Below are 12,560 nucleotides of genomic sequence, written 5' to 3'. Positions count from 1 at the left end.
TCTGTGAAGGCCGTCGTCATGGCGGGCGGGGAAGGGACACGGCTCCGGCCGATGACCGCGAACCAGCCCAAGCCTCTCCTGCCCGTGATCAATCGGCCGATCATGGAGCATGTGCTCCGCCTGCTGAAACGGCACGGTTTCACCGAGACGGTGGTCACCGTGCAGTTCCTGGCGGCTCTGGTCAGAAACTACTTCGGCGACGGCGACGAGCTCGGCATGAGCCTGCACTACGCCACCGAGGACACGCCGCTCGGCACCGCGGGCAGCGTCAAGAACGCCGCCGACCGGCTCCGTGACGACCGCTTCCTGGTCATCTCCGGCGACGCGCTGACCGACATCGACCTGAGCGACATGATCCGCTTCCACCGCGAGAACGGCGCGATGGTCACGATCGGGCTCAAGCGCGTCCCCAACCCGCTGGAGTTCGGCATCGTCATCGTCGACGACCAGGGCAGGGTGGAGCGCTTCCTGGAGAAGCCGACCTGGGGCCAGGTCTTCTCCGACACCGCCAACACCGGCATCTACGTGATGGAGCCCGAGGTCCTCGACGAGATCGCGGCCGGGGAGTCCGTCGACTGGTCGGGCGACGTGTTCCCCAGGCTGCTGGAGCGCGGTGCCCCGCTGTACGGCTACGTGGCCGACGGCTACTGGGAGGACGTCGGCACCCACGAGAGCTACCTCAAGGCCCAGGCCGACGTCCTGTCGGGGCGGGTCAAGGTCGACATCGACGCCTTCGAGGTCTCGCCGGGCGTCTGGGTGGCCGAGGGGGCCTCGGTCGACGCCGACGCCGTCCTCAAGGGCCCCCTCTACATCGGCGACTACGCCAAGGTCGAGGCAGGGGCCGAATTGCGCGAGTACACCGTGCTCGGCAGCAACGCGGTGGTCAGGGAGGGAGCCTTCCTGCACCGCGCGGTCGTCCACGACAACGTCTACGTCGGGCCCAGCGCCCACCTGCGCGGTTGCGTGATCGGCAAGAACACCGACCTGATGACCGCGGCCAGGGTCGAGGAGGGCGCCGTCGTCGGCGACGAGTGCATCATCGAGGCCGAGGCGTACATCTCCTCCGGCGTCAAGATCTACCCGTTCAAGACCATCGAGGCCGGGGCGGTGATCAACAACAGCGTCATCTGGGAGCCGCGCGCCCAGCGCAACCTGTTCGGCCCACGGGGGGTGTCGGGGCTGGTGAACGTGGAGATCACCCCCGAGCTGTGCGTACGGCTGGCCAGCGCGTATGCCACCACCCTGAAGAAGGGCGCCTCGGTCATCACCTCCCGCGACTCCTCCCGTGCCGCGCGGGCGCTGAAGCGGGCGGTGATCAGCGCGCTGAACGCGAGCGCGATCAACGTGCTCGACCTGGAGGCGTCCCCGCTCCCGGTGGCCCGCTTCCACACCGCCCGGGAGAACGCCGTCGGCGGCATCGCGCTGCGCACCACCCCCGGCGACCCGCAGAGCGTCGACATCGTCTTCATGGACGAGCACGGCGCGGACCTGTCCCCGGCGGCCCAGCGCAAGCTGGACCGGGTCTTCTCCCGGCAGGAGTTCCGCCGCGCCTTCCCCGGAGAGATCGCCGAGCTGAGCTTCCCCGCCAGGGCGGTGGAGGACTACACGCACGAGCTGCTGCGCCTGGTCGACATCAGCGGGGTGCGCGACGTCGACATGAAGGTCGTGGTCGACTGCGCGGGAGGCACCTCCTCGCTGGTGCTGCCCAGCCTGCTGGGCCGGGTCGGGGTGGATGTGCTGACCGTCAACAACCGGCTGGACGACGCCTCGCCCACCGAGACCCTCGCCGAGCGCCGCCGTGATCTGCAGCGCCTCTCAGAGCTCGTCAGCTCCTCCAGGGCGGCCTTCGGGGTGCGCTTCGACCCGGTGGGGGAGCGGGTCGCGCTGGTGGACGAGATGGGCCAGCTGATCAGCGAGGAGCGCGCCCTGCTGGTGGTGCTCGACCTGGTCGCCGCCGAGCGGCGCGGAGGCAGGGTGGCGCTGCCGGTCACCACCACCCGGGTGGCGGAGCAGGTCTGCAGGTTCCACGGCGTGCAGGCCGAGTGGACCTCCACCGCGATCGACGCGCTGACCACCGCGGCCAGGGGACCGGAGACGATCTTCGCGGCCGACGGGCGCGGCGGTTTCATCGTGCCCGAGTTCGGGCCCACGGTGGACGGCCTGGCGGTGTTCCTGCGCCTGCTGGGCCTGGTCGCCAGAACCAGGCTCTCGCTCAGCCAGATCGACGCCAGGATCCCCGAGGCCAAGCTGCTGCGCCGGACCGTGCCGACCCCGTGGGCCGCCAAGGGCGCGGTGATGCGCTCGGTGATCGAGGCCGCCGAGCACTACCGCATCGACACCACCGACGGGGTCCGGGTCGTCGCCGAGGACGGCGGCTGGGCCCTGGTGCTGCCCGATCCGACGGAGGCGGTCACCCACCTGTGGGCCGAGGGCTTCGACGTCGACTCCGCGCAGAGCCTGATCGAGCACTGGGCGCGGGTGGTCGAGGATGCCGCGGGCGGCTGAGGGGCCCAGGCGGGGTCCAGACGGGCGCAGGAGGAGGGTCGTGAGCGAGGGCCGTGAGCCGAGCGGAGCGGGGAAAGCCGGGCGGGAAGGGGGGCGGATGAGGGCTCGGGGCCGAGCGGTCGCGACAAAACACAGCGCGGCGCCATGGACCGGAGACAGTGCCCCACTGTAACTTTGTCACCGACCGTACCCGCGGTTCAGCGTCAACCTTGACCTTCGCGCCTCATCACTGTATGTTGCGGCATTCGCAGTCCGAGAAAACACTTGAGAAGCGAAGAAGCGAGGCGCGCATCACTGAGTACCGTTGCCGCGTCTTCGCGGTAGGAGGCCGAGCCGATCGATGCCGAGCGTCTACTGCACGCAGTGCGGTCATGCCAACCCTGAGGATGCCCGTTTCTGTTCACGATGCGGGTCGCCGCTTACCAAAGCCGAGACCGCCGGAGACAGCACATCGACGATCTCCCTCTCCGGGATCGAGGCATACGAGGCGGAGACAGGTGAGACGCTTCTCGCCGAACGGCAGGCCGTCGAGCAGTTGCCCCCGGGCACCGCGTTGCTGGTCGCGATGCGCGGCCCCAACGCCGGCAGCCGGTTCCTGCTCGACAGCGATCTCACCACCGTGGGCCGCCATCCGGAGAGTGACATCTTCCTCGACGACATCACGGTCTCGCGCCGTCACGTGGAGTTCTACCGGCGCGGCGGCGGGGTCTTCACCGTCCGTGACGTCGGCAGCCTCAACGGCACGTACGTGAACCGCGAGCGCATCGAGGAGGTCCCGCTGTACGGCGGGGACGAGGTGCAGATCGGCAAGTTCCGCCTCGTCTTCCTCACCCGCGGCGCCGCTGGAGGATGATGAGCTCGCAGGCCGCTCGTGCGCACATGAGCATCGGGGAGGTGCTCGCCCTCCTGCAGGGCGAGTTCCCCGACGTCAGCATCTCCAAGATTCGTTTCCTGGAGGGCGAGGGGTTGATCGAGCCGGAGCGCAGTCCCTCCGGTTACCGCAAGTTCAGCTACGCCGACGTCGAGCGGCTCCGTTACATCCTCAGCGAGCAGCGTGACCGCTACCTGCCGCTGCGAGTGATCAAGGATCATCTGGAGGCGGCCGATCGCGAGGAGCGCCCGGCCGCCCGGCCGCGCGCCGTCCCCGACGACGCTCCTCCCGAGCTCAGGCTCACCCGCGAGGAGTTGATCTCCGCCGCCGAGCTCGACGAGGAGACCCTCGCCGAGCTTGAGGACTACGGCCTGCTGGCCGCGGTGGCCCGCTACTACGACGCCGAGGCGCTGGCCGTGGCCCGCAGCGTCGGAGCCCTCGCCGCCTTCGGCCTGCGCGCCCGCCACCTGAGGGCGGTCAAGGCCGCGGCCGAGCGCGAGGCGGGTCTGGTGGAGCAGGCCGTCGCCCCTCTGCTGCGCCGTCGCGGGCCGGGCGCGATCGACCAGGCCGACGAGACGGCGAGGGAGATTTCCGGCCTGCTGCTGGAATTGCACGCCTCGCTGCTGCGTTCCGGCGTGCGTGGGGCTCTCGGTCGGTGAGAGCCTGACCAGGCACTCGTACCCCCACGAGTGTTACGTTGAACAAACCGGTCGGAATCCAGCGAAGACGGAGCAGCCCGTGTTGCAGATGGAGGTCGTGGGCGTTCGAGTTGAAATGCCCTCCAACCAGCCGATCGTCTTGTTGAAAGAGACACATGGGGAGCGTTACCTACCTATCTGGATCGGCATGACAGAAGCCACGGCGATCGCCATGGCCCAGGCCGAGGAGCCACCACCCCGGCCGCTCACTCATGACCTGTTCCGTGACGTGCTCGAAGGGCTCGGAGTCCGGCTGAGCACGGTCAACATCGTCGCCCTGCGCGACGGCATCTTCTTCGCCGATCTCGTGTTCTCCAACGGGGTGGAGGTGAGCGCGCGTCCCTCGGACTCGATCGCCTTGGCACTTCGCACCGGTGCACGTATCTTCGCGAGTGAGGATGTGGTCCGGGAGGCGGGGGTGATCATCCCCGACGACCAGGAGGACGAGGTGGAGAAGTTCAGGGAGTTCCTTGACACGATCACGCCCGAGGACTTCGGCCGCGCGGGGTAGGAATTTCGGTGCATTTACGCTTCACGACGCGCCGAGTGAGGTCGTTGACTGGACTTGGCCCCAGTCCTACGGTGCATGTGAACCCTGCGGCCGTGCGTAAACCCCCAGATCAGGCCGTGGGATGAGAGAAAGCCGGAGGTCCGCGTGGCGGTCAGCAGCGGCGAGGGTAGAAACGCCGATCAGGATGACCCGAAACGACGCCAGTCGGCACGTCAGCGCGCGGGTGAAGAGGGTCTGCTGTTCGACGGGCAACCGGTGAAGGTGCCCGCCGACATCGGCTACAGGGGCCCGACGGCCTGTTCCGCGGCCGGTATCACCTACCGGCAACTCGACTACTGGGCGCGCACCGGCCTCGTCGAGCCCACTGTGAGAGCCGCCCACGGATCCGGCTCCCAACGCCTTTACGGCTTTCGCGACATCCTGGTCCTCAAGGTCGTCAAACGGCTCCTCGACACCGGAGTCTCCCTCCAGCAGATCCGCATCGCCGTGCAGCACCTGCGCGACCGGGGCGTCAACGACCTGGCCGGGATCACCCTGATGAGCGACGGGGTGAGCGTCTACGAGTGCACCTCGCCCGACGAGGTGATCGACCTCCTCCAGGGCGGCCAGGGAGTCTTCGGCATAGCACTGGGACGGGTGTGGCAGGAGGTGGAGGGCTCCCTCGCGGATCTGCCCGGCGAACGTGCGGAGTCGAGCGAGGGCCCTTTAGGCGATCATCAGGCCGATGAGCTGGCCCGCCGTCGCAGAGCACGACGAACCGGGTAAACTCGGACTCGCTGCTGACCCTGTGCGGGAGAGACCCCGACAGTGAGCGGGGCGCCGAAGGAGCAACCTCCCCAGAATCTCTCAGGCACCCGGTACCGCACGGACGAGGCAACTCTGGAAAGCAGGCGCGCCGGCCAGGTGCGCCTCACCGACGGTGCAAGCCTCCCGCCACGGGTAGGTGAAGCTCTCAGGTCACGACGCGTGAGACGGTCGTGATGACAGAGGGGGAGACCAGGCATACGCCCGCGCCCAGCGCCGGTCTCCACCCCGTCCCGGGAGGCTTCACAATGACCGACCTGTCATCGCTCAGCGAACTCGGCTCCCTGCCGTTCTCCACCCGCCACATAGGGCCGGACGACGCCGGCCAGACCCGCATGCTGGAGGCGGTCGGATTCGCCTCGGTAGCCGACCTGGTCGCGGTGGCCGTGCCCGAGGCGATCCGCTCCGCGGGACGGCTGAGCCTGCCCCCGGCGGCAGGGGAGTCCGAGGCCCTCGCGGAGCTGCGAGTCCTCGCCGGGCGCAACACCGTGCTCACCTCGATGATCGGCCTGGGCTACCACGACACGATCACTCCGGGCGTCATCCGCCGCAACCTCCTGGAGAACCCCGGCTGGTACACCGCGTACACGCCCTACCAGCCGGAGATCTCCCAGGGCCGTCTGGAGGCCCTGATCAACTTCCAGACCGTCGTCTCCGACCTGACCGCCCTCGACGTCGCCGGGGCCTCCCTGCTCGACGAGGCCACCGCCGCCGCCGAGGCGATGACCCTGGCCCGCCGCGCCGGCCGCGGCCCCTCGAAGGTGTTCGTGGTCGACGCCGACGCGCTGCCGCAGACCAAGGCGGTGCTGCGCACCCGCGCCGAGCCGCTCGGCATCGAGCTGGTCGAGAGCGACTTCACCGCCGAGCTTCCCGAGTGTTTCGGGGTACTCGTGCAGTATCCCGGCGCCAGCGGCAGGGTCCGCGACTTCCGCGCCATCGCCGACGCCGCCCACGCGCGCGGCGCCCAGGTGGTCGCCGCCGCCGACCTGCTCGCCCTCACCCTCCTGGCCGCGCCCGGCGAGCTCGGCGCCGACATCGCCGTCGGATCCTCGCAACGCTTCGGCGTCCCCCTCGGCTTCGGCGGCCCCCACGCCGCCTACATGGCGGTCCGCGACGGTCTCCAGCGCCAGTTGCCCGGCCGCCTGGTGGGGGTCTCCCAGGACGCCGACAAGCGTCCCGCGTACCGGCTCGCCCTCCAGACCCGCGAGCAGCACATCCGCCGCGAGAAGGCCACCAGCAACATCTGCACCGCGCAGGTGCTGCTCGCCGTGATCGCCGGCATGTACGCCGTCTACCACGGCCCCGAGGGCCTGCGCAGAATCGGCCGGCGCACCCACAGGTACGCCGTCGTGCTCGCCGAGGGCCTGCGCCAGGGCGGTGTCGAGGTCGTGCACGACACCTTCTTCGACACCGTGCTCGCCAGGGTGCCCGGCCGCGCCGAGGAGATCGTCGCCACGGCCCGCGAGAACGGCGTCAACCTGCGCCTGGTCGACGCCGACCACGTGGGCGTCACCTGCGACGAGAGGACCGAGCCGCTCCACCTGGAGCAGGTCCTGGCCGCCTTCGAGATCAGCGGCGCCGTGCTGGCCGACCTCGACGCCGCCGCCCACGACGCGCTGCCCGCCGCGCTGGCGCGGGTCAGCGACTACCTGACCCACCCGGTCTTCCACAGCCACCGTTCCGAGACGGCCATGCTGCGCTACCTGCGAAGGCTCCAGGACAAGGACATCGCGCTCGACCGGTCGATGATCCCGCTGGGCTCCTGCACCATGAAGCTCAACGCGACCACCGAGATGGAGCCGATCACCTGGCCGGAGTTCGCCGGGCTGCACCCGTACGCGCCCGAGGACCAGGCCGCGGGCTACATCGAGCTGATCGGGGAGCTGGAGCGCTGGCTCGCCGAGGTCACCGGCTACGACGCCGTGTCGCTTCAGCCGAACGCCGGCTCGCAAGGGGAGTTCGCAGGGCTGCTGGCGATCCGCGCCTACCACACCGCGCGCGGAGAGTCGGGCCGCGACGTCTGCCTGATCCCCTCGTCCGCGCACGGCACCAACGCCGCGAGCGCCGTCATGGCGGGCATGCGCGTGGCCGTGGTCGCCTGCGACGACAAGGGCAACGTCGACCTCGGCGACCTCGTCGCGAAGATCGACAAGCACCGCGGGCAACTCGCCGCGATCATGGTGACCTACCCGTCCACGCACGGCGTGTACGAGGAGACGATCGTCCGGATCTGCGAGCTGGTGCACGAGGCCGGCGGGCAGGTCTACGTCGACGGCGCCAACCTCAACGCGCTGGTCGGCCTGGCCAGGCCGGGGGAGTTCGGGGCGGACGTCTCCCACCTCAACCTGCACAAGACCTTCTGCATCCCGCACGGCGGCGGCGGCCCCGGCGTCGGCCCGGTCGCGGTCCGCGCCCACCTGGCCGACTATCTGCCCGGCCATCCGCTGCGTGAGGGTACGGCGGTCGGCCCGGTCTCGGCCGCGCCGTACGGCTCGGCGGGCATCCTGCCCATCTCCTGGGCCTACATCCGGATGATGGGCGCCGACGGCCTGAAGGCGGCGACCGAGCAGGCCATCCTGTCGGCCAACTACCTGGCCCGCAGGCTCAGCCCCCACTACCCGGTTCTCTACACCGGCCGCGGCGGTCTCGTCGCCCACGAGTGCATCGTCGACCTGCGCCAGATCACCAAGGAGACCGGGGTGACGGTCGACGACGTGGCCAAGCGCCTCATCGACTACGGCTTCCACGCCCCGACCATGTCCTTCCCCGTGGCGGGAACGCTGATGATCGAGCCGACCGAGAGCGAGGACCTGGCCGAACTCGACCGGTTCTGCGAGGCGATGATCTCGATCCGCGAGGAGATCGCGAAGGTCGCCTCCGGCGCGTACGACAGGACCGACAACCCGCTGCGCAACGCCCCGCACACGGCCGACAGCCTCGTCGTCGACGAGTGGGCCCACCCCTACAGCCGCACCGAGGCGGCCTACCCGCTGCCGTCGGTGCGCGAGGGCAAGTACTGGTCGCCGGTCCGCCGCATCGACCAGGCCTACGGCGACCGTAACCTGGTCTGCTCCTGCCCTCCCCTGGAGGCGTACGAGGACTGATCCCGCCGACCTCGGCGAGAGCCGGGAAACCCGCGCGAACCGTGATATCCGCCGGGAATGCGGGGGGACGGACGAGGCCCCGAGTCGTTAGGCTCGGGGCGTCTCCGTATCCGGAAGGATCATGATGCCTGAGGTGGACACCCGTCCCTTGGACACCGCGCGAAGACTGGCCGAGTCGGGCGATCTCGACGGCGCCGCCACGATCTTCGCTGAGCTGGTCGCCGATCCCGACGACCCCGACAGGGCCCAGGCGGCGGTGGGGCTCGCGGTGGTGCTGGAGGAGAGCGGAGACGTGCAGGGCTCCCGCGCGGCCGCGCGCACCGCGCTGGCGACCGGGCACCCGGAGTTCGCCGCCCAGGCCGCCTGCCTGCTCGCGGGGAGCTTCGAGAGGGAGGACCTGGCGGAGCAGGCCCGCGCCGCCTGGCAGGCCGCGCTGGGTGTCGGCCACCCCGCCTACGTCCCGCTGGCGCACATGGCCCTCGCGCGGCTCGCCACGGGTGAGGAGGAGGCCGAGCGGTCGCTTCGCGAGGCGCTCGCCACCCGTGACCCGGAGATCGCTCCTCGGGCCGCTCAGCGGCTGGCGGAGGTGTTCCTCGAGGAGGGCGAGCCGACCGAGGCCGCGCAGGTGCTCCTGGAGGCGCTCTCGGTGCCGGAGGCGGCCGAGGTGCCGAGGCTGCGGGTGATGCTCGGCATCGCTCATCTGGAGATGGCCTGCGCCGAGTTCTCCGGTGCGATCGAGGAGGGCGGAGACGTGGAGACCGGTGCGCTGGCCATCGAGCTCCTGGCGCGCACCCTTCCGCTCAGGGGGCGCGACGAGGACGCCGAGCGGGTGTGGCGCTACGGTCTGGACAGCGCCGACGAGGACCTCGCCGGTGAGGTCCGCCTGCGCCTCGACCGGGATCTCTGAGGTCCGGCGACCTCGGGGACCGTGAGGGAGCGGCGGTCGCTCCGGGGGCGGACGTCGGGCCGATGAGGCTCGGCCGGACGCTGTCCGGGAGCGGCGGGTGCCCCGGAGGCGGATCCGCGGGGAGGCGCCTCTCCGTCCCCGCGGCCCCCTCACCCTCAGTCGCGCTCCCGCCAGCGGCTCAGGGCGTGGGCGAAGTTGATCGCGACGATTCCGCCCCAGGCGAGCAGTAGTCCGGCGGTGCCGGCGTTCTGCGCGGCGATGGCGGTGAGCGGGATCCCGATGCCCATCGAACCGAGGGCGATCGGGATCGAGGAGTTCGTGTTCTTGCGCGGTTTGGCCGTCGGCGCCCCGGAGGCGTGCAACTCGGCGCGCACCCGGTGGGCGATGGTCGCGTCGAGACGTGACACGAACGAGTCGACGAGCGCGGCCTCGTACTCCGGGCCGAGGTCGCGTCGGGCCTCGATGGTGGCGCGCATGTCCTGGCGGATATCTTGGTAGTCCTGCACGCTTCGATTGTTCCCTCGCCCCCGGCCGCCGGGCATCAGTCGTTAGGACGAGATTCGTGTCCACCTTCGAGTCCACCCCCCTCGCGCAGACGTCCGCCCCGCAGACCACTCCGGGATCCCGGCTTGCGGTGGGCACGGCCGGGCCCCTGGAGATCGTGACCCCGCACGGCCCGGCCCTCGTGGAGATCGACGAGGTGGCCGCCCCGCGCTTCCTGCTGGTGCTCACCCACGGCTCGGCCGGGGGAGTGGACGCCCCCGACCTGCTGGCCGTGCGGGACGCCGTGACGGCGATCGGCGGGACGGTCGCGCGGGTGCTACAGCCGTTCCGCGTGCGCGGGGCCCGGGCGCCGGGGTCGGCGGTCAAGCAGGACGAGGCGTGGGAGAGGCTGGTGGCGGGGTTGCGCGGGCGCTATCCGGGGCTGCCGCTGGCGCAGGGCGGGCGGAGCAACGGGGCGAGGGTCGCGTGCCGTACGGCCGAGCGGGTCGGTGCCCACGCGGTCGTCGCGCTGGCGTTCCCCCTGCACCCGCCGAGGAAGCCGGAGCGGTCACGCGCGGGGGAGCTGCGTGCGGCGGGTGTGGACGTGCTGGTGGTGAGCGGAGACCGTGACCCGTTCGGCGTGCCCGAGGCGGCGGACGCCGCGCGCCTGGTGGTGCTGCCGGGAGAGGGTCACGACCTCGGGAGGAGTCCCACCAGGGTGGGCGAGGTGGTCGCCGAGTGGCTCGACACGAGGATGCGGCCGGGCTCGGTGGACCCGCTCGGCGTGACCGGTCGGGGGTGACGGGTCTTTAGACGACGCCGGCCAGTGGCCGGTGCGGCTCGATGACGGCACCGTCGGGGAGGAGCTCGCCGGTGTCCTCGAACAGCACAACACCGTTGCAGAGCAGGCTCCAGCCCTGCTCGGGGTGGGCCGCCATGGTGCGGGCGGCTTCGCGGTCCAGCGCGTCGGCGGACGGACAGGACGGCTCGTGCGGGCACATCGGCGTGCCTCCGGATCTCTCGTGTCGGCTCGCCCGTGTCACACCGGGCACGGGGGTGGGCATCGGACATCCGGCGGCACCGTCACCGATGGGTCTCCGTTCCCACGTATGACGGGGACGAGCATCTGCATGTTGACATATGGCCATGCGGCCCCTAACAGAACGAGGGCCGCACATCAAGTAGATCAAGTGTGCGATCGATCGCACCTCGGCGACATAGCCCGTTAGGACTGTTTGGGACTGCTAGAGGGCCAGTCCGTCAGGGCTTTATCGGGGGATGTGACCTATAACACAGCATGCCTCATATGAGCACATTCAACCAAGTCCGACACGCCGCCTGGCGGGTAAACGATCGGTTACAAGTTGCTGACGTGCCCCGACGTCGGCCTTCGCGTCCCTGGCTCGCCCCTTACCGGCTCCTGCCCTCCCGCGTGCCCAGGCCGGCCAGGAGCGCGTCCAGCCCGTGCTCGAAGTCGGTGTCCGCCGCCGGGCTGCCGCCTCCCCTCGACGGAGGGCGCCAGGGCTCGTCCTCGTCGCCCGAGGGCTCGGCCCAGCCCGACTGCTGCACCTCCACCGCCACCGCGCCGAAGACGTAGGCCCGCAGGGCACGTACCGCCCCCGCCGGGTCGGCCAGGCCCGCCTCGGCCAGCTGCTCGGTCTGCTCCCTGATCGCGATCGCCGCCCTGCCTCTCGGTGGCTTGGTCAGGGCGAGGGCCAGTACCCCGGGATGCTCCCTCAGCGCGGCCCTGCTCGCCCGGCACCAGGCCCTCGCGCTCTCCTGCCAGCTCTCGCCCGGCTCGGCGTGGACGGTGGTGACGTGCTCGGCCAGCGCGTCCATGAGGGCGTCCTTGCCACGCGGCAGGTGGTGGTAGATGGCCATCGCCTCCACCTGGAGCGCGTCGCCCAGCCGTCGCATCGTCAGACGCCGGAGCCCTTGGCCGTCGGCGATGTGAAGGGCGGCGTCGATGATGCGCTCCCTGGAGAGCGGGACGGGTGGTCGCTTGGCGGGCATGGGTGGCATCCTGCCACCGCCTGCCTTACTGCGTAAAGGGCGGCGCGCCGAACAGGACGGACCTCCGTCGCACGGCGAGGCGGGGGCCGCTCGGGAGAGGTCGGGTCCCTGAGTGTGTGGGGTGAGGGCTGAGCGCGTAGGCTACGAGCGGTGATCTGCCGGAGGAGGCCCGGCGACCGGTGAGAGAGGGAAGAAGATGGCGTTTTTCCGACCGAGCGTGAGCCGGGAGGCGGAGGTTCGTCACCACGCTGACCAGGAGGTCGGGAAGAGCTTTCCCGAGCTCCTTGAGAAGGCGCGTGAGGCCGAGGCCGAGGTGCGCCGGGCGCAGGCCGCCGCGGCCCCCGTGCAGGAGTTGCGAGCCGCCGGGCTGGCGTTCGACAGGGCTCTCACCGAGGCCCTGCGCGCGGCCGAGGCCAACCAGCGCGCGACGTTCGGGGTCAAGGCGTACGACGACCGGATCCGCCGCCGCAAGGGCAGGGCGACCCCCCGGGGTGCCGAGTGGACCGCAGAGGTCAACCGCCTGCGCACCCTTCGCGAGCAGAACCGGCTGACCGGCATTCCCCGGGTTCCCCGCCCGGTCGCCGCCTCCGCCCGCTGACCTTCACCTCGGGCACCTAGGGCTCCCGTTCGAGAGGGCTCCTTCCCGCGATCTTCGGCCGCGGGA

12 protein-coding genes and 1 riboswitch are annotated in these 12,560 nt (G+C 70.7%); of the genes, 9 read left to right on the top strand and 3 right to left on the bottom strand.

The features are described 5' to 3' along the window. Positions 1 to 3: 3 nt before the first annotated feature. From ABZ664_RS27500 to ABZ664_RS27470, 7 genes are all read left to right on the top strand, one after another. Positions 4 to 2,505 carry a mannose-1-phosphate guanyltransferase gene (locus ABZ664_RS27500; protein WP_362515841.1) on the top strand — a complete coding sequence of 834 codons (2,502 nt, stop codon included), beginning with the start codon at positions 4 to 6 and terminating at the stop codon, positions 2,503 to 2,505. A gap of 340 nt (positions 2,506 to 2,845) precedes the next feature. Next, complete coding sequence (locus ABZ664_RS27495) at positions 2,846 to 3,358, top strand: FHA domain-containing protein (RefSeq protein WP_350947148.1); 513 nt, start codon at positions 2,846 to 2,848, stop codon at positions 3,356 to 3,358. Then, complete coding sequence (locus ABZ664_RS27490) at positions 3,358 to 4,035, top strand: MerR family transcriptional regulator (RefSeq protein WP_362515837.1); 678 nt, start codon at positions 3,358 to 3,360, stop codon at positions 4,033 to 4,035. The genes ABZ664_RS27495 and ABZ664_RS27490 overlap by 1 nt, the downstream gene beginning before the upstream one ends. A gap of 79 nt (positions 4,036 to 4,114) precedes the next feature. Continuing rightward, positions 4,115 to 4,585: a bifunctional nuclease family protein gene (locus ABZ664_RS27485; RefSeq protein WP_326639501.1), complete on the top strand. Its 471-nt coding sequence runs from the start codon at positions 4,115 to 4,117 to the stop codon at positions 4,583 to 4,585. A 144-nt stretch (positions 4,586 to 4,729) separates the two neighbouring features. Then, positions 4,730 to 5,350, top strand: a complete 621-nt coding sequence (locus ABZ664_RS27480; protein WP_350947150.1) for a MerR family transcriptional regulator — start codon at positions 4,730 to 4,732, stop codon at positions 5,348 to 5,350. 15 nt (positions 5,351 to 5,365) lie between these two features. Further along, positions 5,366 to 5,458: riboswitch (glycine riboswitch) on the top strand. 179 nt (positions 5,459 to 5,637) lie between these two features. Further along, on the top strand, positions 5,638 to 8,493 hold the full coding sequence (gcvP, locus tag ABZ664_RS27475; RefSeq protein WP_362515834.1) for an aminomethyl-transferring glycine dehydrogenase: 2,856 nt from the start codon (positions 5,638 to 5,640) through the stop codon (positions 8,491 to 8,493). Positions 8,494 to 8,617: 124 nt separating this feature from the next. After that, entirely contained in the window at positions 8,618 to 9,400 is a 783-nt protein-coding gene (locus ABZ664_RS27470; RefSeq protein WP_362515831.1) for a tetratricopeptide repeat protein, read from the top strand. 155 nt (positions 9,401 to 9,555) lie between these two features. Here ABZ664_RS27470 and ABZ664_RS27465 read toward each other — a convergent pair whose 3' ends face one another. Next, positions 9,556 to 9,906, bottom strand: a complete 351-nt coding sequence (locus ABZ664_RS27465) for a hypothetical protein (RefSeq protein WP_362515829.1) — start codon at positions 9,904 to 9,906, stop codon at positions 9,556 to 9,558. A 146-nt stretch (positions 9,907 to 10,052) separates the two neighbouring features. On the opposite strand from ABZ664_RS27465, the gene ABZ664_RS27460 reads away from it, so the two are divergent. Continuing rightward, positions 10,053 to 10,685 carry an alpha/beta family hydrolase gene (locus ABZ664_RS27460; protein ID WP_362515898.1) on the top strand — a complete coding sequence of 211 codons (633 nt, stop codon included), beginning with the start codon at positions 10,053 to 10,055 and terminating at the stop codon, positions 10,683 to 10,685. Positions 10,686 to 10,692: 7 nt separating this feature from the next. Here ABZ664_RS27460 and ABZ664_RS27455 read toward each other — a convergent pair whose 3' ends face one another. After that, positions 10,693 to 10,884: a DUF5999 family protein gene (locus ABZ664_RS27455; RefSeq protein WP_307558872.1), complete on the bottom strand. Its 192-nt coding sequence runs from the start codon at positions 10,882 to 10,884 to the stop codon at positions 10,693 to 10,695. Positions 10,885 to 11,293: 409 nt separating this feature from the next. Then, a complete protein-coding gene (locus ABZ664_RS27450; protein ID WP_362515827.1) occupies positions 11,294 to 11,896 on the bottom strand; it encodes a TetR/AcrR family transcriptional regulator C-terminal domain-containing protein in 603 nt (200 codons plus the stop codon). Positions 11,897 to 12,092: 196 nt separating this feature from the next. Here ABZ664_RS27450 and ABZ664_RS27445 point away from each other — a divergent pair, with 196 nt between their 5' ends. Then, on the top strand, positions 12,093 to 12,494 hold the full coding sequence (locus ABZ664_RS27445) for a hypothetical protein (protein ID WP_350947155.1): 402 nt from the start codon (positions 12,093 to 12,095) through the stop codon (positions 12,492 to 12,494). The last annotated feature ends 66 nt before the right edge of the window (positions 12,495 to 12,560 follow it).

The organism is Streptosporangium sp. NPDC006930 (assembly GCF_040635605.1).
GTDB lineage: Bacteria > Actinomycetota > Actinomycetes > Streptosporangiales > Streptosporangiaceae > Streptosporangium.
Note: the sequence above shows the minus strand (reverse complement) of the source record. Positions and strands in the feature narration are given on the sequence as shown.